Source organism: Pantoea sp. RIT413 (assembly GCF_003057675.2).
Classification (GTDB): Bacteria; Pseudomonadota; Gammaproteobacteria; order Enterobacterales; family Enterobacteriaceae; genus Pantoea; species Pantoea eucrina.
The window spans coordinates 173,545-199,634 of the sequence record NZ_QBJB02000006.1; the positions used below are offsets into that span (position 1 = coordinate 173,545).

Annotated in this window: 20 protein-coding genes; 18 read left to right on the forward strand and 2 right to left on the reverse strand. The window is 55.7% G+C overall.

Annotated elements, in window-relative coordinates; genetic code table 11:
- Nucleotides 1-33: 33 nt before the first annotated feature.
- Complete coding sequence (glnD, locus tag DBY66_RS10530) at nucleotides 34-2,691, reverse strand: bifunctional uridylyltransferase/uridylyl-removing protein GlnD (protein ID WP_108570005.1); 2,658 nt, start codon at nucleotides 2,689-2,691, stop codon at nucleotides 34-36.
- A gap of 65 nt (nucleotides 2,692-2,756) precedes the next feature.
- Entirely contained in the window at nucleotides 2,757-3,548 is a 792-nt protein-coding gene (gene map, locus DBY66_RS10535; RefSeq protein WP_039382722.1) for a type I methionyl aminopeptidase, read from the reverse strand.
- A gap of 320 nt (nucleotides 3,549-3,868) precedes the next feature.
- Here map and rpsB point away from each other — a divergent pair, with 320 nt between their 5' ends.
- The 18 genes from rpsB (at nucleotide 3,869) to DBY66_RS10635 (ending at nucleotide 26,060) form a co-directional block, all read left to right on the forward strand.
- Nucleotides 3,869-4,594 carry a 30S ribosomal protein S2 gene (gene rpsB / locus DBY66_RS10545; protein ID WP_039382724.1) on the forward strand — a complete coding sequence of 242 codons (726 nt, stop codon included), beginning with the start codon at nucleotides 3,869-3,871 and terminating at the stop codon, nucleotides 4,592-4,594.
- Between the two features lie 184 nt (nucleotides 4,595-4,778).
- On the forward strand, nucleotides 4,779-5,630 hold the full coding sequence (gene tsf / locus DBY66_RS10550; protein WP_039382726.1) for a translation elongation factor Ts: 852 nt from the start codon (nucleotides 4,779-4,781) through the stop codon (nucleotides 5,628-5,630).
- 153 nt (nucleotides 5,631-5,783) lie between these two features.
- Nucleotides 5,784-6,509, forward strand: coding sequence for a UMP kinase (gene pyrH, locus DBY66_RS10555; protein ID WP_039382729.1), 726 nt, complete (start codon nucleotides 5,784-5,786; stop codon nucleotides 6,507-6,509).
- A 189-nt stretch (nucleotides 6,510-6,698) separates the two neighbouring features.
- Nucleotides 6,699-7,256: a ribosome recycling factor gene (frr, locus tag DBY66_RS10560; RefSeq protein ID WP_039385717.1), complete on the forward strand. Its 558-nt coding sequence runs from the start codon at nucleotides 6,699-6,701 to the stop codon at nucleotides 7,254-7,256.
- 165 nt (nucleotides 7,257-7,421) lie between these two features.
- Entirely contained in the window at nucleotides 7,422-8,624 is a 1,203-nt protein-coding gene (ispC, locus tag DBY66_RS10565; protein ID WP_175540480.1) for a 1-deoxy-D-xylulose-5-phosphate reductoisomerase, read from the forward strand.
- A gap of 161 nt (nucleotides 8,625-8,785) precedes the next feature.
- Nucleotides 8,786-9,538 (forward strand): (2E,6E)-farnesyl-diphosphate-specific ditrans,polycis-undecaprenyl-diphosphate synthase, encoded by a 753-nt coding sequence (gene ispU / locus DBY66_RS10570; protein ID WP_039382733.1) that lies wholly within the window; start codon nucleotides 8,786-8,788, stop codon nucleotides 9,536-9,538.
- An 18-nt stretch (nucleotides 9,539-9,556) separates the two neighbouring features.
- On the forward strand, nucleotides 9,557-10,414 hold the full coding sequence (gene cdsA, locus DBY66_RS10575; RefSeq protein ID WP_039382735.1) for a phosphatidate cytidylyltransferase: 858 nt from the start codon (nucleotides 9,557-9,559) through the stop codon (nucleotides 10,412-10,414).
- An 11-nt stretch (nucleotides 10,415-10,425) separates the two neighbouring features.
- Complete coding sequence (gene rseP / locus DBY66_RS10580) at nucleotides 10,426-11,775, forward strand: sigma E protease regulator RseP (protein ID WP_039382736.1); 1,350 nt, start codon at nucleotides 10,426-10,428, stop codon at nucleotides 11,773-11,775.
- A 51-nt stretch (nucleotides 11,776-11,826) separates the two neighbouring features.
- Complete coding sequence (bamA, locus tag DBY66_RS10590) at nucleotides 11,827-14,238, forward strand: outer membrane protein assembly factor BamA (RefSeq protein ID WP_039382738.1); 2,412 nt, start codon at nucleotides 11,827-11,829, stop codon at nucleotides 14,236-14,238.
- A gap of 111 nt (nucleotides 14,239-14,349) precedes the next feature.
- Nucleotides 14,350-14,847 (forward strand): molecular chaperone Skp, encoded by a 498-nt coding sequence (gene skp, locus DBY66_RS10595; RefSeq protein ID WP_039382739.1) that lies wholly within the window; start codon nucleotides 14,350-14,352, stop codon nucleotides 14,845-14,847.
- 3 nt (nucleotides 14,848-14,850) lie between these two features.
- Nucleotides 14,851-15,876 (forward strand): UDP-3-O-(3-hydroxymyristoyl)glucosamine N-acyltransferase, encoded by a 1,026-nt coding sequence (lpxD, locus tag DBY66_RS10600; protein WP_039382740.1) that lies wholly within the window; start codon nucleotides 14,851-14,853, stop codon nucleotides 15,874-15,876.
- 189 nt (nucleotides 15,877-16,065) lie between these two features.
- Entirely contained in the window at nucleotides 16,066-16,521 is a 456-nt protein-coding gene (gene fabZ, locus DBY66_RS10605; protein ID WP_007893924.1) for a 3-hydroxyacyl-ACP dehydratase FabZ, read from the forward strand.
- Between the two features lie 3 nt (nucleotides 16,522-16,524).
- Nucleotides 16,525-17,313, forward strand: coding sequence for an acyl-ACP--UDP-N-acetylglucosamine O-acyltransferase (lpxA, locus tag DBY66_RS10610; RefSeq protein ID WP_039382744.1), 789 nt, complete (start codon nucleotides 16,525-16,527; stop codon nucleotides 17,311-17,313).
- Between the two features lie 3 nt (nucleotides 17,314-17,316).
- Entirely contained in the window at nucleotides 17,317-18,465 is a 1,149-nt protein-coding gene (gene lpxB, locus DBY66_RS10615) for a lipid-A-disaccharide synthase (RefSeq protein ID WP_108570006.1), read from the forward strand.
- Nucleotides 18,458-19,087 (forward strand): ribonuclease HII, encoded by a 630-nt coding sequence (rnhB, locus tag DBY66_RS10620; RefSeq protein ID WP_108570007.1) that lies wholly within the window; start codon nucleotides 18,458-18,460, stop codon nucleotides 19,085-19,087. Before lpxB ends, rnhB begins: the two co-directional genes overlap by 8 nt.
- 29 nt (nucleotides 19,088-19,116) lie before the next feature.
- Nucleotides 19,117-22,599 carry a DNA polymerase III subunit alpha gene (gene dnaE / locus DBY66_RS10625; RefSeq protein WP_071669047.1) on the forward strand — a complete coding sequence of 1,161 codons (3,483 nt, stop codon included), beginning with the start codon at nucleotides 19,117-19,119 and terminating at the stop codon, nucleotides 22,597-22,599.
- 12 nt (nucleotides 22,600-22,611) lie between these two features.
- Nucleotides 22,612-23,571, forward strand: a complete 960-nt coding sequence (accA, locus tag DBY66_RS10630) for an acetyl-CoA carboxylase carboxyl transferase subunit alpha (RefSeq protein ID WP_039382756.1) — start codon at nucleotides 22,612-22,614, stop codon at nucleotides 23,569-23,571.
- Between the two features lie 338 nt (nucleotides 23,572-23,909).
- Complete coding sequence (locus DBY66_RS10635) at nucleotides 23,910-26,060, forward strand: lysine decarboxylase LdcC (RefSeq protein WP_108570008.1); 2,151 nt, start codon at nucleotides 23,910-23,912, stop codon at nucleotides 26,058-26,060.
- Nucleotides 26,061-26,090: the final 30 nt, after the last annotated feature.

Genomic DNA, 26,090 nt, shown 5'->3' on the forward strand with positions numbered 1-26,090 from the left:
CGGACAGGATTCAATTTATCTGTACAGTGTGATTCAGGACACTTTATCGTTTGGATTAAGGGCCTCTGTCAACCGTTGTTGTAACACATCGCGCATTTCTGCATTCAGCGCACGCCGTTCGCTGTTGGCGAGGATAAAGAGATCCTCAACCCGTTCGCCGATGGTGCTGATGCGCGCACCGTGCAGCGACACACCGAGATCGGCAAAGACTTCACCTACCCGGGCAAGCAGTCCTGGCTGATCGAGCGCGATCAGCTCCAGATAGCTGCGCCGGTCGGTGTGGGTCGGCAAAAATTTCACGTCAGTGTCCACGCTGAAATGTTTCAGGCGCGCGGACTGGCGACGGGTACGCGGCGGCACCCACTCCTGCTGCGTAATGGCCTGCTGTAATGCCTGAATAATCAGCGGGTGGCGATCGGGTGAAAGCGGACTGCCATCGGGTTCGAGGACGATAAAGGTATCCATTGCCATGCCGTCACGGCTGGTAAAGATTTGCGCGTCGTGCACGCTGAGATTACGGCGGTCGAGTTCACCCGCTACGGCGGCAAACAGATAGGGGCGATCCGGGCTCCAGATAAAAATCTCCGTGCCGCCGCGCGTCGCCTGCGGGCTGACCAGCACCAGCGGCTGGCTGAGGTCGTGGTCAATCAGATGACGGGCGTGCCACGCCAGCTGATTAGGCGTATGGCGCAGAAAATAGTCGGCGCGGCAGCGGCTCCAGATATGGTGCAGCCGCTCTTCATTCAGGTTCTCCATGCGCAGCAGCGCCAGCGCCTGCAGACGATGGTGGCGTACCCGCTCGCGCAGATCCGGGCTATTTTCCATGCCGCGCCGCAGCTGCTTCTCGGTAGCAAAAAACAGCTCACGCAGCAGGCTCTGCTTCCAGCTGTTCCACAGGCTCTCATTGGTGGCACAGATATCGGAGACGGTGAGGCAGACCAGATAGCGCAGGCGGTTCTCATTCTGCATTATCTCGGCGAACTGCTGGATCACCGTCGGGTCCTGAATATCACGACGCTGGGCGGTGACCGACATCAGCAGATGATGACGCACCAGCCAGGCCACTAGCTGGGTTTCCCGGGAGTTGAGGTTGTGCAGCTCAGCAAACTCCAGCGCATCCTGCGCGCCCAGTATGGAGTGGTCGCCGTTGCGGCCTTTGGCAATATCATGGAGCAGCGCTGCCATCAGCAGCAGTTCCGGCTGGGGCAGGCGGGGCCAGAGCTCCACACACAGCGGATGCTTTGGCCGCGTGCTCTCATCGGCGAAGCTCTCCAGCTTCTGCAGCACGCGAATGGTGTGCTCATCCACCGTGTAGGCGTGAAACAGATCAAACTGCATCTGGCCGACCACGTTGCCCCAGAGCGGCGTATAGGCGGAGAGTACGCTATGGCGATGCATCGGCAGCAGCGCGCGTTTTACCGCGCCGGGATGACGCAGGATCGCCATAAAAGTGCGTCGCGCCTCAGCAATCTGGCACAGCGGCTGCCGCAGATGGCGGCGCGCATGACGCAGCTGGCGCAGGGTAGTGGAGTAGATCCCGGTAATGGAGGCGTTGCGTACCATGACATAGAACATGCGCAGAATGGCCTGCGGCTCGCGCTGAAACAGATCCGGGTCGCGCAGATCGATCAGATCGCCGCGTAGCTGAAAATCATCATCCAGCGCGCGCGGCTTTTCGGTCGCTGGCAGGGCGAGGATCGCTTCATCAAACAGCTGCAGCAGCATCTGGTTCAGCTCGCTGATGCGGCGCGTTACGCGGTAGAAATCTTTCATCATGCGCTCAACCGGCTCGTTGCCTTCGCCGGAGTAGCTGAGGCGATGCGCCACGGTCAGTTGCCGATCAAAAAGCAGGCGGTTGTCGTAGCGTGGCAGCGTCAGATGCAGGGCAAAGCGGATGCGCCAGAGAAACTCCTGACACTCGTTGATCTCATTGCGCTCCGCTTCGGTCAGAAACCCAAAGCCCATCATCTCATCCATAGTGGTGGCACCAAAATGACGCCGCGCCACCCACTGCAGGGTATGGATATCGCGCAGGCCGCCCGGACTGCTTTTGATATCGGGTTCGAGATTGTAACTGGTGCCGTGGTAACGCTGATGGCGCTCCTGCTGCTCTTCAATTTTGGCCGCAAAAAAGCGCGACGAGGGCCAGAAGCCTTCGCTGAAAATATTCTTCTGCAGCTCAAGAAACAGCGCTACGTCGCCGGTCAGCATGCGCGACTCAATCAGGTTGGTCGCCACGGTAAGATCGGATAAGCCCTCCAGCAGGCACTCCTCAAGCGTGCGCACGCTGTGTCCCACTTCAAGCCGCAGATCCCACATGAGCGTGATCAGTTCAGAGGTGCGCTGCGCGGCGGCCTCATCAAGGGGCTGGCGACTGAGGATCAGAATGTCGATGTCCGACAGCGGATGCAGCTCGCCACGGCCATAGCCGCCCACCGCCACCAGCGCCATATCACTTAGCGTATCAAAACCAAAGAAACGCCACAGTCGTCGCAGCAGACGATCGATAAACAGCGTGCGCGTGTCGATCAGCGACTCCACGTCGCTGCCGGCATCAAAGGCGAGGCTCAGCGCGTGCTGAAACTGCTCCAGCGCGGCTTTCAGCTGTTCACGCGTTAGCGCGTCGTCAGCCCAGCCGGCGGGTGAATCGGTGAGAATTTTGTGTACTGCCTCGGTCACGTTACCGCTCATCAACATGCCCCTTCGCGCATTAAAAAGCCGGCATTAAGCCGGCTCAGTGGGTAGCAGAGAGAGGATCAGACGTTTTCCAGCCGCGCCGGAATAGTGTCATCCTCACGCAGCGTCAGAATCTCACAGCCAGTTTCTGTCACCACAATAGTATGCTCATACTGCGCGGACAAGCTGCGATCTTTGGTTTTCACCGTCCAGCCATCCTTCATGGTGCGGATGCGGTAATCGCCTGCATTAACCATCGGCTCCACGGTAAACGTCATGCCGGCCTGCAGCACCACACCGCTGTCGTCGGCGTCATAGTGCAGCACCTGCGGCTCTTCATGGAAGCCTTTGCCAATACCGTGACCGCAATACTCACGCACCACGGAGAAATCCTGCGCCTCAACGTATTGCTGGATCGCGCGTCCCAGCTCACGCAGGCGGATGCCTGGCTTAACGAGACGCAGAGCGATATAGAGGCTCTCCTGCGTCACGCGGCAGAGGCGCTCGCCGAGGATAGTGGGTTTGCCGACGATAAACATTTTTGAGGTATCACCGTGATACTCATCTTTAATGACGGTGACATCAACGTTCACGATATCACCCTCTTTCAGGACGCGATCGTCGCTGGGAATACCGTGGCACACCACCTCGTTTACCGAGATGCAGACCGATTTAGGGAAGCCGTGATAGCCAAGGCAGGCAGAAACCGCCTGCTGCTGCTGTGTGATGTGCTCGTGGCAGAGGCGATCAAGCTCACCGGTGGTCACACCCGGCACAACGTGAGGGGCGATCATTTCCAGCACTTCAGCGGCCAGGCGGCCCGCCACGCGCATTTTTTCGATTTCGTCAGGAGTTTTAATTGAGATAGCCATGAATTTTTCCGCAATCGCCGAAATTTTCGACAATAATGAGTTCTGTGGCAGTCATGTTAGCAGGCAGCAAATGGGCTGCCAAATCGGGATTGCCGCACACGTTTTGCGCTAACAACCGCTGGCGTATTTATACCTGTTATGGTATAAAGCGCGCCGACGATTCTCTGCTGTCTTACGAAAGCGAGACGGCAGGAAGCGCATAAATCTCATTATGTGTACTAAAACACACATGTATCGACACATACGCCGGGGTGCCTTGAAAGAGGTCGGTCGTATGGGATACATGGAGGCCCAACCCCAAACATACTTTAGAGGTAATCATGGCAACTGTTTCCATGCGCGACATGCTCAAGGCTGGTGTTCACTTCGGTCACCAGACCCGTTACTGGAACCCAAAAATGAAGCCATTCATTTTTGGTGCACGTAACAAGGTTCACATCATCAACCTTGAGAAAACTGTACCAATGTTCAACGATGCTCTGGCTGAGCTGCAGAAGATCTCTTCTCGCAAAGGTAAAATCCTGATCGTTGGTACCAAGCGCGCTGCTGCTGAAGCGGTAAAAGAGTCAGCTCTGAGCTGCGACCAGTTCTTCGTTAACCACCGCTGGTTAGGTGGTATGCTGACTAACTGGAAAACCGTTCGTCAGTCAATCAAACGTCTGAAAGATCTGGAAACTCAGTCTCAGGACGGCACGTTCGACAAACTGACCAAGAAAGAAGCACTGATGCGTGCTCGTGAGCTGGCCAAGCTGGAAAACAGCCTGGGTGGTATCAAAGACATGGGCGGTCTGCCAGATGCGCTGTTTGTTGTTGATGCTGACCACGAACACATCGCAATCAAAGAAGCAAACAACCTGGGTATCCCGGTATTTGCTATCGTTGATACCAACTCTGATCCAGATGGCGTTGATTTCGTTATCCCTGGTAACGACGATGCGATCCGTGCTGTAAGCCTGTACCTGACTGCTGTTGCCACTACCGTGCGCGAAGGCCGTTCACAGGACCTGGCTGAGCAGGCTGAAGACGCGTCTTTAGAAAACGCTTAATAAGGATTGCTCTTTCTGAGAGCCCTTAGACATCAGATGTTATCTGTATAAGGGGCCGCACAGGCCCCTTTTATTTATCTCCGTCTGTCGCGCTCCCTGTTACGGGCTGGCGGGGCAGAGTAAATTTTCCGCAACAGGTTTCTGCGCGTGCGCACGCACCCGGAAACGAACCGAGGATTCTGGAATGGCTGAAATTACCGCTGCATTGGTAAAAGAACTGCGTGAGCGTACTGGCGCAGGCATGATGGACTGCAAAAAAGCGCTGACCGAAGCGAACGGCGACATCGAGCTGGCAATTGAAAACATGCGTAAGTCTGGCGCAATCAAAGCTGCGAAAAAAGCAGGTAACGTTGCAGCTGACGGCGTGATCAAAACCAAAATCGTTGATGGTTACGGTGTGATTCTGGAAGTTAACTGCCAGACTGACTTCGTTGCTAAAGATGGCGGTTTCCAGGCGTTTGCTGACAAAGTTCTGGATGCAGCTACTGCCGGCAAAATCACCGACGTTGAAGCGCTGAAAGCACAGTTCGAAGAAGAGCGTGTTGCACTGGTTGCTAAAATCGGTGAGAACATCAACATCCGTCGCGTAGCAGTACTGGAAGGCGCTCAGCTGAACAGCTACCAGCACGGCGCGCGTATCGGCGTTCTGGTTTCTACCACCGCTGCTGATGAAGAGCTGAGCAAGCAGATCGCAATGCACGTTGCGGCAAGCAAGCCAGAGTTCGTTAAGCCAGAAGATGTTTCTGCTGACGTGGTTGAGAAAGAGTACCAGGTACAGCTGGATATCGCGATGCAGTCTGGCAAGCCAAAAGAGATCGCAGAGAAGATGGTTGAAGGCCGTATGAAGAAATTCACCGGCGAAGTCTCTCTGACTGGTCAGGCTTTCGTTATCGACCCAAGCAAAACTGTGGGTCAGGCGCTGAAAGAGAAAGGCGCAGATGTCATCAACTTCATCCGCTTTGAAGTGGGCGAAGGCATTGAGAAAGTTGAAACCGACTTTGCAGCTGAAGTGGCTGCGATGTCCAAACAGTCTTAATGAGTGACCGGAACCGCCGCGAGGCGGTTCTTTTTTGTCTGCGTTTTGGCGCAGTGATTTTCAGTCTCATCCCAATAGCTTTTTTGACGCGCTAAGCGGATGATCCACCAGATTTAACTTCTCATTCATCTTATCCTCCAGGAAGAATTGACCATGGCGACCAACGCAAAACCTGTATACCAACGTATCCTACTGAAACTGAGCGGCGAGGCCCTGCAGGGTGCCGAAGGTTTTGGTATCGACGCGAGCGTGCTTGACCGCATGGCGCAAGAGGTGAAAGAGCTGGTTGAGCTGGGCATCCAGGTAGGTGTGGTGATTGGTGGCGGTAACCTGTTCCGTGGCGCAGGCCTCGCTCAGGCGGGTATGAACCGCGTAGTAGGCGACCACATGGGTATGCTGGCGACCGTCATGAACGGCCTTGCAATGCGTGATGCGCTGCACCGCGCCTATGTGAACGCACGCCTGATGTCTGCCATCCCGCTTAACGGCGTCTGTGACAACTACAGCTGGGCTGAAGCGATCAGCCTGCTGCGTAATAACCGCGTGGTGATCTTCTCTGCCGGTACCGGCAACCCGTTCTTTACCACCGATTCTGCTGCCTGCCTGCGCGGCATTGAGATTGAAGCGGACGTCGTGTTGAAGGCGACCAAAGTAGATGGCGTCTACTCAGCCGATCCGGTGAAAAATCCGGACGCGACGCTGTACGATCAGCTCAGCTACGCTGAAGTGCTGGAAAAAGAGCTGAAAGTTATGGATCTGGCCGCCTTTACGCTGGCGCGTGACCACGCACTGCCGATTCGCGTCTTCAACATGAATAAGCCTGGCGCACTGCGTCGCGTGGTAATGGGTGAAAAAGAAGGCACCCTGATTACGCATTAATATCCGACGCAAGGTAAAATAAGGTATATTCTGATAGCGCAGTGCCTGACGCTGCGCCACTACCTGACATAATCGATGTTGCAGGCGGCTTGTACGTCAGCAGCAGGTAGCAGGATGATCGATGTTTATCGATACCAGTTCCGACGCGTGCGGAAATGGCCAGGTCAAACCGAATCCAAGGGTTTTAACGTGATTAACGATATTAAAAAAGATGCCGAAACACGCATGGACAAGTGCGTGGAAGCATTCAAAAGCACCATCAGCAAAGTGCGTACCGGTCGTGCTTCACCTTCACTGCTCGACGGCATTGTGGTGGAATACTACGGTACACCTACGCCACTGCGTCAGCTCGCCAGCGTAACGGTAGAAGATTCCCGTACGCTGAAAATCAACGTGTTCGATCGCTCTCTGGGTCCGGCCGTTGAGAAAGCGATCATGACGTCCGATCTCGGCCTGAATCCAAGTTCAGCCGGCACCGACATCCGTGTTCCGCTGCCAGCGCTGACAGAAGAGCGCCGTAAAGATCTGATCAAAATCGTTCGTGGCGAAGCAGAGCAGGGGCGTGTTTCCGTGCGTAACGTTCGCCGTGATGCCAACGATAAGATCAAAGCGCTGCTGAAAGATAAAGAGATCAGCGAAGATGACGAACGTCGTTCACAGGATGATATCCAGAAAATGACCGACCTTCACATCAAGCATGTTGATGCTGCGCTGGCAGAAAAAGAGAAGGAGCTGATGGACTTCTGAGTCTGTCAGCCCGATCTGTATCTGCTGGAGGCAGGTAAGCGCCTGCCTGTAACAGATATAAAACGCCGTTCAGAGCCGTATTCGTACCGAATGCACTCTGGCGGCGTTTTACATTGTGCCTGGCGCCGTTGCGGGCACCTATGATGACTTCACAGGGATAGCATGATGAAGCAATTAACTCTTCTGGGATCCACCGGCTCAATTGGCACCAGTACGCTGGCGGTTGTCGCCGCGAATCCCGATCTCTATCAGGTTACGGCGCTGGTCGCAGGGCAGAATGCTGCGCTGATGGCTGAGCAGTGCCAGCAGTTCCGGCCGCGCTATGCGGCGATGTCTGATGAGACCGCCGCTGCCGACCTGCGTGAGCGACTGAGAGCACTCAACGTCGATACCGAAGTGCTCTCCGGCGTTCAGGCAGCCTGCGATCTGGCGGCGCTGGATGAGGTTGATCAGGTGATGGCGGCGATTGTCGGCGCCTCGGGCCTGCAGCCAACGCTGGCAGCGATTCGTGCCGGAAAAACCGTGCTGCTGGCTAACAAGGAGTCACTTGTCACGTGCGGCCGCTTGTTTATGGAGGCAGTGCGTCAGCATCAGGCGCAGTTGCTGCCGGTCGATAGCGAGCATAATGCCATTTTTCAGAGTTTGCCCGCTTCCATACAGCATCAGTTGGGGTACGCTGATCTGCGGGAGAACGGGATCGACTCGATTCTCCTCACGGGATCGGGTGGTCCTTTTCGTGACACGCCACTGGCAGATCTGGCTGCTATGTCGCCGGATCAGGCCTGTGCGCATCCGAACTGGTCAATGGGGCGCAAAATCTCCGTTGATTCGGCCACTATGATGAATAAAGGTCTTGAATACATTGAAGCCCGCTGGTTGTTCAACGCCACTGACGCGCAAATGGAGGTCATCCTGCACCCGCAGTCGGTGATCCACTCTATGGTGCGTTATTGTGACGGCAGCGTGCTGGCGCAGCTGGGATCGCCTGATATGCGCACACCGATTGCTCACAGCATGGCATGGCCTGCACGTATCGCCGCTGGCGTCACGCCGCTTGATTTCACCCGAATGAAAGCGCTGACGTTTGCTGAACCCGATTACGTACGCTATCCCTGCCTGAAGCTGGCAATCGATGCGTGTACTGCAGGGCAGGCGGCCACGACGACGCTGAATGCAGCAAATGAAATCGCGGTAGCAGCGTTTTTGCAGCATCAGATTCGCTTTACCGATATTGCCGCCCTCAACAGCGAAGTACTGGCTACGCTCAGCTCGCCGGAGCCAGCCAGTATTGATGAGGTGCTGGAAATCGATCGACTGGCGCGGCAGCATGCAAAGGCACTGCTGTCACGCGTCACTCTGGCTGGCTGATAGCCCCGCTATTTGTTCGCTCTGGCTGAAAATGGTATAGTCGCTCGCGTTTTACGGCACGACATTGTTTCGATGTCATCCGGCTTACGGGCCGGCCTTTGCCGCAGGCGCAATGTATTCAGAAAACACAGCATTTCTGATGAAAGGAATTATTACGCGTTATGTCGTCCAACAATCACAATACAATCGATGACGGGTCGTACTGCACACCACGTCACGTGGCCATCATTATGGATGGTAATGGTCGCTGGGCAAAAAATCAGGGCAAACTGCGTATTTCAGGCCACAAAGCCGGGGTAAAATCGGTTCGCCGTGCCGTCAGCTTTGCGGTCAGCCACAAGCTGGAAGCGTTAACGCTCTATGCGTTCAGCAGTGAAAACTGGAGCCGACCGCCGCAGGAAGTGACGGCGTTAATGGAATTATTTATCTGGGCTCTCGACAGTGAAGTAAAGAGCCTGCATAAGCATAATGTACGTCTGTGCATTATTGGTGATATCAGCCGTTTTTCTGGTCGTATTCAGGAACGCATTCGCCGCGCCGAGGAACTGACTCAACAAAATAATGGACTGACCCTCAACATTGCTGCCAACTATGGCGGCCGTTGGGATATTATCCAGGGTGCCAGGAAACTGGCCGAACAGGTTCAGGAAGGGCTACTGCGTCCTGACCAGATAACCGAAGAAAGCCTTGCTCCCTACCTCTGTATGCAGGAGCTGGCGCCGGTGGATTTAGTGATAAGGACCGGGGGAGAGCATCGAATCAGCAACTTCCTGCTGTGGCAGATAGCCTATGCTGAGTTCTGGTTTACCGATGTTCTTTGGCCTGATTTTGATGAACATGTTTTTGAAGGTGCACTGAATGCATTCTCTCTGCGGGAGCGACGCTATGGCGGCGCTGCACCAGGCGGCGCCTGAGCTACCTGGGGGTAACCTTTGCTGAAGTCTCGTCTGATCACCGCGTTTATTTTGATTCCGCTGGTGATCGCTGCGCTATTCTGGTTACCGCTGTCTGGTTTCGCGATTACCACGATTGCTATCTGCATGCTCGCCGCCTGGGAGTGGGGGCAGCTGGCCGGTATGGCTACCCGTCAGCAGCGCGTCTGGCTGGCGCTGCTCTGTGGCCTGCTGCTGGCAGCGATGCTGTTTACCTTACCGTCCTATTCTCACGATGCGCATCAGCCTCAGCTGGAAAGCTCGCTCTGGGCCGCACTTGGCTGGTGGGTCGTTGCTCTCTTTCTGGTGCTGTTCTATCCCGCCTCTGCCGCACTCTGGCGCGGCTCGCGTCCGCTTCGTCTGCTGTTTGGCGTGCTGACTATCGTCCCGTTTTTCTGTGGCATGATCGCGCTGCGCCAGTATCACTACGACATTGATCACTTCGCCGGCGCCTGGTGGCTCCTGTTCGTTATGCTGCTGGTATGGGGCGCGGACTCGGGTGCCTATATGTTTGGTCGGCTGTTCGGCAAACACAAGCTGGCGCCTAAAGTCTCGCCGGGTAAAACCTGGGAAGGCTTTTTTGGCGGGCTGCTCTCCTCCGCTATCATCGCCTGGCTGTTTGCGCTGCTGGCTCCGCTGACGGTGGCGCCGGGCACGCTGATTGCGTGTGCCGTTGTTGCCACGCTCGCCTCGGTACTGGGCGATCTCACTGAAAGTATGTTTAAGCGTGAAGCGGGCATTAAAGACAGCGGAAATCTTATCCCCGGCCACGGTGGTATCCTCGATCGTATCGATAGCCTCACAGCGGCCGTGCCGGTATTTGCCTGCCTGCTGCTGCTGGTGTTTCATACCCTCTAGGAGCAGCAACTATGTTAAGCATTCTCTGGAGTTTTGCTGCTTTCATCGTCGCGCTGGGCGTGCTGATCACCGTGCATGAGTTTGGCCACTTCTGGGTGGCACGCCGGTGCGGCATCTATGTCGAACGCTTTTCTATCGGTTTCGGTAAGGCGCTCTGGCGACGGACTGACCGGCAGGGGACAGAGTATGTTATTGCGCTGATCCCGCTCGGCGGCTATGTCAAAATGCTGGATGAGCGCGTAGAGAGCGTTTCCGCTGAGCGCCGTCACGAGGCGTTTAACAACAAAACCGTGCTGCAGCGTGCTGCCGTCATCGCCGCGGGGCCGGTTGCCAATTTCCTCTTCGCTATCTTCGCTTACTGGCTGGTCTTTATGCATGGCGTGCCCGGCGTACGGCCGGTGGTTGGCGAAATTGTGAGCGGCTCCGTCGCAGCGGAAGCGCAAATTCAGTCAGGCATGGAACTTAACGCAGTTGACGGTATCGAAACGCCTGACTGGGATGCTGTGCGCATGGCCCTGATTGGGAAAATCGGCGATGAGAGTACCACGCTGACCGTTTCTCAGTTTGGCGAAAGCGCAACCCAGCAGAAGCGGGTCGACCTGCGTGACTGGCAGTTTGAGCCAGACAAGCAGGATCCGGTGGTAGCGCTCGGCATTCGTCCACGCGGGCCACAGATTGAAACCACGCTGGCAGAAATACAGGCGGATTCACCCGCCAGCGCTGCCGGTTTGCAAGCGGGCGACAGGATCGTTAAAGTCGATGGTCAGCCGTTAACGCAGTGGCAGGCATTTGCCGGGCAGGTACGGGATAATCCGGGTAAACCGATGGCGCTTGAGGTTGAGCGAAATGGCGCCCGGCACTCTCTGACGCTGACGCCAGCCGCGAAGCCGGGCAAGCCTGAAGAGGGATTCGCCGGCGTTATTCCGCGCGTGCAGCCGCTGCCTGACGCATATAAAACGGTGAAACAGTATGGGCCGGTGGCCGCTATCGGTGAGGCAGGCGTCAAAACCTGGCAGCTGATGAAGCTTACGGTGTCGATGCTGGGTAAGCTGATTACAGGTGATGTAAAGCTGAATAACCTGAGCGGCCCGATTTCGATTGCGCAGGGTGCCGGTTTATCAGCGGAGTACGGGGTGATTTATTATCTGATGTTCCTGGCGCTGATAAGCGTCAATCTGGGCATCATCAACCTGTTTCCGTTACCGGTTTTAGATGGTGGGCATCTGCTTTTTCTGGCGATCGAAAAGATCAAAGGAGGACCGGTGTCCGAGCGAGTTCAGGACTTCAGTTATCGCATCGGCTCAATTCTGCTGGTGCTGTTAATGGGGCTTGCACTTTTCAATGATTTCTCTCGCCTGTAACGTCTGGAACGCAGACAGGTGCGGGATGTGTTAGGAAAACGCATAACAACGATGGCGATGAAAAAGTTGCTCATAGCGTCGCTGCTGTTTAGCAGCGCCACCGTTTACGGTGCAGACGATTTCGTGGTGAACGACATTCATTTCGAAGGTCTCCAGCGAGTCGCCGTCGGCGCGGCTCTGCTCAGCATGCCGGTACGCGTCGGTGATACGGTGAATGATGACGATATCAGAAACACCATTCGCTCACTGTTTGCCACCGGCAATTTTGAAGATGTGCAGGTTTTACGTGACGGAACGACCCTGATTGTTCAGGTTAAAGAGCGTCCGACTATTGCCAGCATCACATTCTCCGGTAACAAGGCGGTGAAAGAGGATCAGCTGAAGCAGAACCTCGAAGCGTCAGGCGTTCGCGTCGGCGAAGCGCTGGATCGCACCACGCTCTCTTCAATCGAGAAGGGACTGGAAGATTTCTACTACAGCGTCGGCAAATACACCGCCAGCGTAAAAGCGATTGCCACACCGCTGCCGCGTAACCGCGTGGATCTGAAATTTGTTTTCCAGGAAGGTGTCTCTGCCAAAATTCAGCAGATCAACATCGTGGGTAACAAAGCGTTCAGCTCTGATGAACTGATCTCCCGCTTCCAGCTGCGTGATGAAGTGCCGTGGTGGAACGTGGTTGGCGATCGCAAATATCAGAAGCAGAAGCTGGCCGGCGACCTTGAGACGCTGCGCAGTTTCTATCTGGATCGCGGTTATGCGCGCTTTAATATCGACTCGACTCAGGTCAGCCTGACGCCGGATAAAAAAGGCATCTACATCACCGTCAACATTAACGAAGGCGACCAGTATAAAATCGCCGGCGTGATTGTGAACGGCAGCATGGCGGGCCACTCAGCAGAAATTGAACATCTGACCAAAATCCCGAATGGTGAGCTTTACAACGGCACCAAAGTGACGCAGATGGAAGATGATATCAAAAAGCTGCTGGGTCGCTATGGCTATGCCTATCCGCGCGTCGTGACGCAGCCGGAAATCAGCGACGCTGACAAAACCGTTAAGCTGCATATTAACGTTGATGCCGGTAATCGCTATTACGTGCGTAAAGTCCGTTTTGAAGGGAACGACACCTCAAAAGATGCTGTACTGCGCCGTGAGATGCGTCAGATGGAAGGCGCATGGCTGGGCAGCGATCTGGTTGATCAGGGTAAAGAGCGTCTGAACCGCACCGGTTACTTTGAAACGGTTGATGTGGATACGCAGCGCGTACCAGGCGTGCCGGATCAGGTGGATGTGGTCTACAAAGTTAAAGAGCGCAACACCGGTACCTTTAACTTTGGCGTGGGCTACGGAACAGAAAGCGGCGTCAGCTTCCAGGTGGGTGTTACCCAGGATAACTGGCTCGGTACCGGTAATACCGTTAGTATCAGCGGTACCAAAAATGATTATCAGACCTATGCTGAATTCTCACTGACCGATCCCTACTTTACGGTTGACGGCGTGAGTCTGGGCGGTCGCCTGTTCTATAACGACTTTAAAGCGGACGATGCCGATCTGTCAGACTACACCAACAAGAGTTACGGTGTTGATGGCACGCTGGGCTTCCCGGTTAATGAGAACAACACCCTGCGCGTTGGCTTAGGCTATGTGCATAACGATCTGTCGAACATGCGGCCGCAGGTAGCAATGTGGCGTTACCTCGACTCGGTCGGGCGTCCACAGGGACTCAATAATAAAGGCGATTTCTCTGCGGATGATTTTACCTTTAACTATGGCTGGACCTACAATACGCTGGATCGCGGCTTCTTCCCGACGCGCGGTAACCGCACCAACCTGAACGGTAAGGTGACGATTCCAGGTTCAGACAACGCGTTCTATAAAGCGACGCTGGATACGCAGCAGTATGTGCCGCTGAACCGTGACGGCACCTGGGTAGTCCTGGGGCGTGGTCGTGTGGGCTATGGAGACGGCATCGGGGATAAAGAGATGCCGTTCTATGAGAACTTCTACGCCGGCGGCTCCAGCACGGTACGTGGTTTCCGTTCCAATACGATTGGTCCGAAAGCCGCTTACCTCAACGATCGCTCCTCCTCGTGTAATCTGACCGATCCAAACGGGATCTGTAAGTCAGATGATGCGGTGGGCGGTAACGCGATGGCGATTGCCAGCCTTGAGCTGATCACGCCAACGCCGTTCCTGAGCGAGAAGTACGCTAACTCCGTGCGCACTTCACTGTTTGTGGACGCCGGTACCGTCTGGGATACTAACTGGCAGAATACGGCAGCCACCCGCGCTGCGGATATTCCGGACTATAGCGATCCTAACAACATTCGCGTCTCTGCAGGCCTGGCGCTGCAGTGGATGTCGCCACTGGGCCCGCTGGTATTCTCCTATGCCCAGCCGGTGAAGAAAGTCGAGGGAGACAAAGCAGAGCAGTTCCAGTTTAACATCGGTAAAACCTGGTAATGTTCTGAGCAGGGAAGCGGAAGCGAAGTACGGCATAGCTTAGCGCAGCAAAGCGCTAAGCGAGCCAAACACTGTGTCGCAGACACAAACGTTGATGGTAAGGAGTTTATAGTGAAAAAGTTGTTGTGTGCCGCAGGTCTGGGTCTTGCTTTAGCGGTTTCCGCTGGCGTTCAGGCTGCTGACAAAATTGCAGTGGTAAACGTGTCCAGCATTTTCCAGCAGTTACCGCAACGTGCGACCGTTGCTAAACAGCTCGAGAATGAGTTCAAAGGCCGCGCAACTGAGCTGCAGGGCCAGGAACGCGATCTGCAGACCAAAATGCAGAGACTGCAGCGTGACGCTTCTACCATGAAGGCGAGCGAGCGCAGCCGCATGGAAAAAGACATCATGTCTCAGCGCGAAGCCTTCTCCAGCAAAGCCCAGGCTTTCGAACAGGATAACCGTCGTCGCCAGATGGAAGAGCGTAATAAACTGCTGAGCCGTATCCAGGATGCCGTGAAGAAAGTGGCAGACAGCGATGGTTATGATGTCGTGATTGACGCTAACGCCGTAGCCTATGCTGCTAATGCGAAAGACATTACTGCTGACGTGCTGAAACAGGTTAAATAATCGATGTCATCAATTCGACTGGCTGATTTAGCCCAGCAGTTGGATGCAGAATTGCACGGAGATGGCGATATCGTCATCTCCGGCATTGCTTCTATGCAATCCGCCACCCCTGGTCAAATCACTTTTCTTGCCAACAGCCGCTACCGCGAGCAGCTCGCCAGCGTTCAGGCGTCAGCCGTGGTGCTGACGGAAGCGGATCTGGAATGGTGCAATACTGCCGCCCTGGTAGTGAAAAATCCCTATCTTACCTATGCCCGCATGGCACAACTGCTGGACACCACGCCGCAGCCCGCGCAGAATATCGCGCCCAGCGCGGTGATCGATCCTTCCGCCTCGCTGGGACAAAATGTGTCGGTAGGGGCGAACGCGGTGATTGAGTCTGGCGTTGAGCTGGGTGACAACGTTGTGATTGGTGCAGGCTGCTTTGTCGGCAAAAAGAGCCGGATTGGCAGCGGCACGCGCCTCTGGGCCAACGTGACGATTTATCATGAGATTCAGATTGGTCAGGATTGTCTGATTCAGTCAGGCACTGTCATCGGTGCAGATGGTTTCGGGTATGCTAACGATCGCGGCAACTGGGTGAAAATCCCTCAGCTCGGCACGGTCATCATCGGTGACCGGACAGAGATTGGTGCCTGCACCACTATCGATCGCGGTGCGCTGGATAACACTCTGATCGGCAATGGTGTTATCATAGACAACCAGTGTCAGATTGCCCACAACGTTGTAATTGGTGACAATACAGCCGTTGCGGGAGGTGTGATCATGGCCGGTAGCCTGAAGATTGGACGTTACTGTATGATTGGCGGCGCCAGCGTCATTAACGGCCATATGGAGATCTGCGATAAAGTAACCGTAACCGGTATGGGCATGGTGATGCGTCCCATTACAGAGCCGGGGGTTTACTCCTCAGGGATCCCACTGCAACCGAACAAAGCCTGGCGTAAAACGGCAGCGCTGGTGATGAATATCGATGACATAAGCAAACGTCTGAAAGCCATCGAACGCAAAGTTGATAAAAACAGCTAAGCACATCCGCGCGACCCGCTTTCATAATAATGCCGCCTGCCTGCTTTTGCCCTTCAGTGTGGTAAAGGACGGCAGGTAGCGCAGAGAAGCGAACGCCACCGAACTGATTTGCGGCCTGCGAAAGATCATTTTGATCGGTGCAGGCCGTGTTATTGTTGCCATCAGATTTTTTAGGACAGGAAGAGTATTTTGACTACTGAAACGCATACTCTGAAAATCGAAGAGATTTTAGAACTGCTGCCGCACCGCTATCCGTTTTTGCTGGTGGATCGCGTGCTGGATTTTGAAGAGCACAAATATCTGCGTGCGGTAAAGAACGTTTCTGTTAATGAACCGTTTTTCCAGGGGCACTTCCCTGGTAAACCGATTTTCCCAGGCGTTCTGATTTTAGAAGCGATGGCGCAGGCGACCGGTATTCTGGCGTTTAAAAGCGTTGGCAAACTGGAACCTGGCGAGCTCTATTATTTTGCCGGTATCGATGAAGCCCGCTTCAAGCGCCCGGTAGTACCAGGTGACCAGATGATCATGGAAGTCACCTTCGAAAAAACCCGTCGTGGTCTGACACGTTTTAAAGGCGTTGCTACAGTGGATGGTAAAATTGTCTGTGAAGCGACCATGATGTGTGCCCGTAGCCGGGAGGCATAATTAGTGATTGATTCAACCGCCACCATCCATCCGACCGCCATCGTTGAAGAGGGTGCTGTACTGGGTGCAAATGTTCATATCGGTCCCTTCTGTATTGTGGGCGCTGACGTGGAAATTGGCGCAGGTACGGTATTGAAATCACACGTTGTGGTTAATGGCCATACGCGTATCGGCGAAGAAAACCAGATCTATCAGTTTGTCTCTATTGGTGAGGTAAACCAGGATCTGAAATATGCGGGTGAGCCTACCCGCACCGAAATCGGCGATCGCAACCGGATCCGCGAAAGCGTGACCATTCATCGCGGCACCACGCAGGGTGGCGGACTGACTAAAGTTGGCAGCGACAACCTGCTGATGGTGAATGCGCACATTGCACACGACTGCGTGATTGGCAGCCGCTGCATTCTGGCAAATAACGTGACGCTGGGCGGCCACGTTACCGTGGATGATTTTGCGATCATCGGCGGCGTGACGGCCGTGCACCAGTGGTGCACTATCGGCGCTCACGTTATGGTTGGCGGTTGTTCCGGCGTGGCGCAGGATATTCCGCCATACATTATTGCGCAGGGTAACCACGCCACGCCGTTTGGCGTCAATATTGAAGGTCTCAAGCGTCGCGGCTTCAGCAAAGAGGCGCTGCATGCTATTCGCAACGCTTACAAGCTGCTCTACCGCAGCGGTAAAACGCTGGATGAGGTAAAGCCTGAAATCGAGGCGCTGGCGCAGCAGCACAGCGAAGTCCAGCCGTTCTTTGATTTCTTCGCCCGTTCAACCCGTGGATTGATCCGTTAATTCATGTCAGTGCGTCCCTTAACGATTGCCCTGGTCGCCGGAGAAACCTCCGGCGATATTCTTGGTGCCGGTCTGATCCGCGCGCTGAAAGCGCGTCATCCTGATGCACGCTTTGTTGGCGTAGCGGGTCCGCTGATGCAGGCAGAAGGCTGCGAAGTCTGGTACGAAATGGAAGAGCTGGCGGTCATGGGCATTGTCGAAGTGCTGGGCCGCCTGCGACGCCTGCTGACCATCCGCAAAGACCTGACGCAGCGCTTCACCGCGCTCCGCCCTGACGTATTTGTGGGTATCGATGCGCCAGATTTTAATATCACCCTGGAAGGCAACCTGAAGCGCGCCGGTATTCGTACCGTGCACTACGTCAGCCCTTCCGTCTGGGCATGGCGTCAGAAGCGCGTCTTTAAGATTGGCCGCAATACCGATATGGTGCTGGCGTTTCTGCCGTTCGAGAAAGCGTTTTACGATCGCTTTAACGTGCCGTGTCGTTTTATCGGTCACACCATGGCTGATGCGATGCCGCTGCAGCCTGATAAGCAGGCCGCGCGTCGCGAGCTGGGTATTGCAGACGACGCGATCTGTCTGGGTTTACTGCCAGGCAGTCGTGGCGCAGAAGTTGAAATGCTGAGCGCCGATTTTCTGCGCGCGGCGCAGCTGCTGCGTCAGCGCTACCCGGCGCTGGAAATCGTGGTTCCGCTGGTTAACGCAAAGCGGCGGGCGCAGTTTGAACAGATTAAAGCGGAGATTGCGCCTGAGCTGCCTATGCACCTGCTGGATGGCAAAGGGCGTCAGGCGATGATCGCCAGCGATGCGGCTATTCTGGCATCCGGCACCGCGGCGCTGGAGTGTATGCTGGCAAAGTGCCCGATGGTCGTGGGGTATCGTATGAAACCCGTTACCTTCTGGCTGGCGAAGCGCCTGGTCAAAACGCCTTACGTCTCGCTGCCTAATCTGCTGGCGGGACGGGAGCTGGTTAAAGAGCTGCTGCAGGATGAGTGCCAGCCGCAGACGCTGGCCACCGCGCTGGAGCCGCTGCTGCATGCGGGTGCCGAACGCGACGCGCTGCTGGAAACCTTTACTCAACTGCATCAGCAGATCCGCTGGAATGCCGATGAGCAGGCGGCGGATGCGGTACTGGAGATTGCTCATGGCTGAATTTATCTATCCTGATGCGCAACGTATTGCGGGCGTGGACGAAGTCGGACGCGGCCCGCTGGTAGGGGCCGTAGTAACGGCGGCGGTGATCCTCGATCCTGCTAACCCGATTGCTGGTCTGGCAGACTCAAAAAAGCTGTCGGAAAAGCGCCGTCTGGCGCTGTATGATGAAATTACCGAAAAGGCGCTGGCGTGGAGCCCCGGCAGGGCTGAGCCAGAAGAGATCGACCAGCTCAATATTCTGCATGCCACGCTGCTGGCGATGCAGCGCGCGGTGGCAGGGCTGCACCTTACGCCCGATTTTGTGCTGATCGATGGCAATCGCTGTCCGGCGCTGGCGATGCCTGCGCAGGCGGTGATCAAAGGCGACAGTCTGGTGCAGGAAATCAGCGCTGCATCCATTATTGCCAAAGTGACGCGCGATCGCGAAATGGCTGAACTCGATCGTCTCTTTCCGCAGTATGGCTTTGCGCAGCATAAAGGTTACCCCACCGCGCTTCATATGGCGAAGCTCAAACAGTTTGGTGCCACGCCGCATCATCGTCGCAGTTTTGCGCCGGTGCGCAACGCGCTGCTGGATGCCGAACTGCACGCCTCAGTACAACCCGCGCCGCTTTATTAAGCCTGACGCTGTTTTAACCGGAAACCGATATGGCTGAACCTCGTTTTATACATCTGCGCGTGCACAGCGACTACTCCATGGTCGATGGCCTGGCGAAGACCGGTCCGCTGGTGAAAAAAGCCGCGGCGCTGGGGATGCCGGCAATAGCGATTACGGATTACACCAACCTCTGCGGCCTGGTGCGCTTCTATGGCAGCGCCCACGGTGCCGGCGTTAAGCCGATTATCGGCGCTGATTTCCAGGTCGCCAGCGAGCTGATGGGCGATGAGCTTACGCAGCTTACGCTGCTCGCGGCGAATAACACCGGCTATCAGAATCTGACACTGCTGATTTCGCGCGCCTATCAGCGCGGCTACGGCATTGCCGGGCCTATCCTTGATCGCGACTGGCTGATTGAGCTGGGCGAAGGGCTGATTGTCCTGTCGGGCGGACGACGCGGCGATGTCGGACGCAGCCTGCTGCGCGGCAATAACGCGCTGGTGGCGCAGTGTCTGAGCTTTTATCAGCAGCACTTTCCCGACCGTTACTACCTTGAGCTGCTCCGCACCGGACGCGCCGATGAGGAGAGCTATCTGCATGCCGCCGTTGAGCTGGCGATAGCGGAAGGGATACCGGTAGTGGCAACCAATGAAGTCTGCTTCATCAATGAAGAGGACTTCGATGCGCATGAGATCCGCGTGGCGATCCACGACGGTTATACGCTGGACGATCCGAAACGTCCGCGCCACTACAGTCCTCAGCAATATATGCGCAGCGAAGAGGAGATGTGCGAGCTGTTTTCGGACATTCCGGAAGCGCTGGAAAACAGCGTAGAGATTGCTAAGCGCTGTAACGTCACCGTCCGCCTCGGCGAATATTTTCTGCCGCAGTTCCCGACCGGCGAGATGACCACCGAAGAGTTTCTGGTGGTGAAATCACGCGAGGGGCTTGAAGAGCGCCTGGCGTTTCTCTTTCCGGATGAAGAGCTGCGTGCGCAGAAGCGCCCGGCCTACGATGAGCGTCTGGAGATTGAGCTCAACGTTATCAACCAGATGGGGTTCCCGGGCTACTTCCTGATCGTGATGGAGTTTATCCAGTGGTCAAAAGATAACGGGATCCCGGTCGGACCCGGACGCGGTTCCGGTGCCGGTTCACTGGTGGCCTATGCGCTGAAGATCACCGACCTCGATCCGCTGGAATTTGACCTGCTGTTTGAACGCTTCCTGAATCCGGAACGCGTCTCCATGCCCGACTTTGACGTCGACTTCTGCATGGAGAAGCGCGATCAGGTGATCGATCACGTTGCCGAGATGTATGGCCGTGAAGCGGTTTCGCAGATTATCACCTTCGGCACCATGGCGGCGAAAGCGGTGATCCGCGATGTAGGGCGCGTGCTGGGCCATCCTTATGGCTTTGTCGATCGCATCTCCAAGCTGGTGCCACCCGATCCGGGCATGACGCTGGAAAAAGCGTTTCAGGCTGAACCGCAGCTGCCTGAGATCTATGACGCCGATGAAGAGGTCAGGGCGCTGATCGACATGGCGCGCAAGCTGGAAGGCGTCACGCGAAACGCCGGCAAGCACGCTGGCGGCGTGGTCATTGCGCCGACCAAAATCACCGATTTTGCCCCGCTTTACTGCGATGAAAACGGCCAGTTCCCCGTCACCCAGTTTGATAAAAATGATGTGGAGTATGCCGGACTGGTGAAGTTTGACTTCCTCGGCCTGCGTACGCTGACCATCATCGACTGGGCGCTGAAGATGATCAACCCGCGCCGTGAAAAGCAGGGGCTGCCGCCGATCGACATTGCGGCTATTCCGCTTGATGATAAAAAAAGCTTCGATATGCTGCAGCGCTCAGAGACCACCGCGGTGTTCCAGCTTGAATCGCGCGGCATGAAAGATCTGATCAAGCGACTGAAGCCTGACTGCTTTGAAGATATGATCGCCCTGGTGGCGCTGTTTCGTCCCGGCCCGCTGCAGTCCGGCATGGTGGATAACTTTATCGACCGTAAGCATGGCCGCGAAGAACTCTCCTATCCTGACATCCAGTGGCAGCATGAGAGTCTGAAGCCGGTACTGGAGCCTACCTACGGCATCATTCTCTATCAGGAGCAGGTGATGCAGATCGCACAGGTGCTGGCGGGTTATACGCTGGGCGGCGCTGATATGCTGCGTCGTGCGATGGGTAAAAAGAAACCGGAAGAGATGGCGAAGCAGCGTTCAGTGTTCAAAGAGGGCGCTGAAAGCATGGGTATCAACGGCGAACTGTCGATGAAAATCTTCGACCTGGTAGAGAAGTTCGCCGGCTATGGTTTTAACAAATCGCACTCTGCAGCCTATGCGCTGGTCTCCTATCAGACGCTGTGGCTGAAAGCACACTATCCGGCTGAGTTTATGGCTGCGGTCATGACCGCCGATATGGATAACACCGAGAAAGTGGTCGGGCTGGTGGATGAGTGCTGGCGCATGGGCCTGAAAGTGCTGCCGCCGGATATCAATGCCGGCCTCTATCCGTTCCACGTTAACGACGACGGTGAAATTGTCTACGGCATCGGCGCGATCAAAGGCGTCGGTGAAGGCCCGATTGAAGCGATTCTCGAAGCGCGTAATCAGGGCGGCTATTTTAAAGAGCTGTTCGATCTCTGCGCGCGTACCGATACGCGCAAAATTAACCGCCGGGTGATGGAGAAGCTGATCATGTCCGGCGCGTTTGACCGGCTCGGGCCCCATCGCGCGGCGCTGATGAGCGCCCTGAGCGATGCCCTGAAAGCCGCTGACCAGCATGCTAAAGCAGAGGCGACGGGGCAGGCAGATATGTTTGGCGTGCTGGCTGAAGAGCCGGAGCAGGTCGAAAAATCGTATGCGTCAATTACGCCGTGGCCAGAGCAGGTGCAGCTGGATGGCGAGCGTGAAACGCTGGGCCTCTATCTTACCGGGCATCCGATTAATCAGTATCTGAAAGAGATTGAGCGCTACGTCGGCGGGATGCGGCTGAAAGATATGCATCCTACTGAACGTGGCAAGGTCACCATCGCTGCGGGGCTGGTGATTGCCGCCCGCGTGATGGTGACCAAGCGCGGCAACCGAATTGGTATTTGTACTCTGGACGATCGCTCCGGTCGTCTGGAAGTCATGCTATTTACCGATGCGTTAGATAAGTACCAGCAGCTGCTGGAGAAAGACCGTATCCTGATCGTCAGCGGACAGGTCAGCTTTGATGACTTCAGCGGCGGGCTTAAAATGACCGCCAGGGAAGTGATGGATATCGATGAAGCGCGGGAAAAATATGCGCGCGGACTTGCTATCTCGCTGACGGACAGGCAAATTGATGACCAGCTTTTAAACCGTCTCCGCCAGTCTCTGGAACCTCATCGTTCCGGGACCATTCCGGTACATCTCTATTATCAGAGAGCAGATGCGCGGGCGAAGCTGCGCTTTGGTGCAGCGTGGCGTATTTCGCCCAGCGATCGTTTACTTAACGACCTGCGGTCGTTAGTAGGATCGGAGCAGGTGGAACTGGAGTTTGACTAAAACAGGAACATTATGAGTCTTAATTACCTGGATTTTGAACAGCCGATCGCCGAACTCGAAGCGAAGATCGATTCGCTTAAATCGATTGGCCGTTCAGATGAGAAACACGATATTAATCTGGATGAAGAGATTCAGCGCCTTCGCGAGAAAAGCGTTGAACTGACCCGTAAAATCTTCTCCGATTTAGGTGCATGGCAGGTCGCGCAGCTGGCGCGTCATCCGCTGCGTCCCTATACGCTGGACTACGTGCGCAACGCATTTGACGACTTTGACGAGCTGGCAGGCGATCGCGCCTATGCTGACGACAAAGCGATTGTGGGTGGTATCGCACGTCTGGATGGCCGTCCGGTGATGATCATTGGTCATCAGAAAGGGCGTGAAACCAAAGAGAAAATTCGCCGTAACTTCGGTATGCCTGCACCAGAAGGCTATCGTAAAGCGCTGCGTCTGATGGAGATGGCAGAGCGTTTTAAGATGCCACTTATCACCTTTATCGACACGCCGGGTGCTTATCCGGGCGTGGGCGCCGAAGAGCGCGGTCAGTCTGAAGCGATTGCCCGTAACCTGCGTGAGATGTCTGGTCTGAAAATTCCGGTGATCTGCACCGTGATTGGCGAGGGCGGCTCCGGTGGCGCGCTGGCGATTGGCGTGGGCGACAAAGTGAACATGCTGCAGTACAGCACCTACTCGGTGATTTCACCGGAAGGCTGTGCGTCAATCCTGTGGAAAAGCGCAGATAAAGCGCCGCTGGCGGCAGAAGCGATGGGCATCACCGCCGGGCGTCTGCAGGAGCTGAAGCTGATCGACTCAATCATTCCTGAGCCGCTGGGTGGCGCGCATCGTCGTCCGGTTGATATGGCCGCTTCTCTGAAACAGCAGCTGCTGGCCGATCTGGCCGATCTCGACGGGCTGAGCACGGAAGAGCTGCTCGATCGCCGCTATCAGCGCCTGATGAACTACGGTTACGCGTAAGGTAAGCCCTGCAGCAAAAAAGCGGACTCCGGTCCGCTTTTTTTATGTCTGTTTTCCACGATCGGGCCTGAGTTCCCTGCAGGCACGGCATCTATATCGGTGCGCATTAATGCGCCCCCTACAAAAATCCGGCAGCGATCCCCCAGGGTCGCCATTTATGGCGGCAGCGATCCTGCAGGGGCGCCATTTATGGCGGCAGCGATCCCCCAGGGGCGCCATTTATGGCGACCGAAATGCATCGCTGAAAACATCAGGCCTGCAACGGCGCTATTCCGGAACATTCTCCGGCCACTTTTCGCTATCCTTACTCTGTGCCACAAGACCACAGGAGGTGAGCATTGAATATTATTGCGATCATGGGAGCGCACGGCGCGTTCTACAAAGATGAACCAATTCGCGAACTGGATGCCGCGCTGAAACTGCAGGGCTTTCACACCGTTTATCCCAGCAATGCCAGCGACCTGCTGAAGCTGATTGAGCACAACCCGCGCGTATGCGGCGTCGTATTTGACTGGGATGAGTACAGCATGGCGCTCTGCAGCGACATCAACCAGCTCAATGAGTCGCTGCCGCTCTACGCCTTTATCAACACGCATTCGCAGATGGACGTCAGCGTTAATGAAATGCGCATGGCGCTGCAGTTTTTTGAATATGCGCTCAGCACCGCAGACGATATCGCGCTGCATATCCGCCAGTATACCGATGAGTACATCGATAAAATTCTACCCCCGCTGACCAAAGCGCTGTTTACCTACGTTAAAGAGGGTAAATACACCTTCTGCACGCCAGGCCATATGGGCGGTACCGCCTTTCAGAAAAGCCCGGTCGGCAGCCTGTTTTATGACTTTTTCGGCGCTAACACGCTTAAAGCCGATGTCTCTATCTCCGTCACTGAACTGGGGTCGCTGCTCGACCATACCGGCCCGCATCTCGACGCCGAAGAGTATATTGCCCGTACCTTTGGGGCAGAGCAGAGCTATATGGTGACCAACGGCACCTCAACCTCAAACAAAATTGTCGGTATGTATGCCGCCCCGGCAGGCAGTACGGTACTGATTGACCGCAACTGTCACAAATCGCTGACCCATCTGCTGATGATGAGCGACATCGTGCCCGTCTGGCTCAAGCCAACGCGTAATGCGCTGGGCATTCTGGGCGGTATTCCGCAGCGTGAATTTACCCGGGAGGCTATTCAGAGCAAAGTGGATAGCACGCCGCGCGCCAGCTGGCCGGTCCATGCGGTGATCACCAATTCAACGTACGACGGATTGCTCTACAACACGGAATATATCAAGCAGACGCTGGATGTGCCGTCGATCCACTTCGATTCCGCCTGGGTGCCTTATACCAATTTTCATCCCATCTACAGCGGAAAAAGCGGCATGAGCGGTGAACGGATCCCGGGCAAGGTGATCTATGAAACGCAATCCACCCATAAGCTGCTGGCCGCGTTTTCCCAGGCTTCACTGATTCATATCAAAGGCGACTACGACCACGATACGTTTAACGAAGCCTATATGATGCACACCACTACCTCGCCGAGCTACGGCATTGTGTCATCGATTGAAACCGCTGCGGCGATGCTGCGCGGCAATCCGGGTAAGCGGCTAATTAACCGTTCGGTTGAGCGCGCGCTGCACTTCCGGCGCGAGATCCAGCGGCTGCGTGAAGAGTCTGATGGCTGGTTTTTTGATATCTGGCAGCCAGAGCAGGTGGATGAGGCAGAGTGCTGGCCGATCCAGCCGGGAGAAGAGGCGTGGCACGGCTTTCAGCAGGCCGATCGCGATCATATGTATCTCGATCCCATTAAAGTCACGATCCTGACGCCCGGCATGAGCGAACTGGGCGCGATGGCGGAAGAGGGGATCCCGGCGGCGCTGGTGGCGAAATTTCTCGATCAGCGCGGCGTGGTGGTAGAGAAAACCGGGCCTTATAACCTGCTGTTTCTGTTCAGTATCGGGATCGATAAAACCCGCGCCATGAGCCTGCTGCGCGGTCTGACTGAATTTAAACGCGCCTACGATCTTAATCTGCGCGTGAAAAATATGCTGCCGGATCTCTATGCGGAGGATCCCGATTTCTATCGCAATATGCGGATCCAGACGCTGGCGCAGGGGATCCACCAGCTGATCCTGCAGCACGATCTGCCGCGGCTGATGCTGAAAGCCTTTGATGTCCTGCCTGAAATGAAAATGACGCCGCATCAGGCGTTCCAGCATCAGGTCAAAGGTGAGGTTGAAACCGTGGATATCCGCGAGCTGGTAGGGCGTACCTCCGCCAATATGATCTTGCCCTATCCGCCAGGCGTGCCGCTGGTCATGCCCGGTGAGATGATCACAGAACAGAGCCGGGCCGTGCTCGACTTTCTGCTGATGCTCTGCACCATCGGGCGCCACTACCCTGGCTTTGAAACCGATATTCACGGCACCACGCTGACAGAGGATGGGCGCTATCTGGTTCGGGTACTGCGCGACGCGCCGCAGCCCTGACTTCGGATAAATGCCTCTGGTCACGCTGAC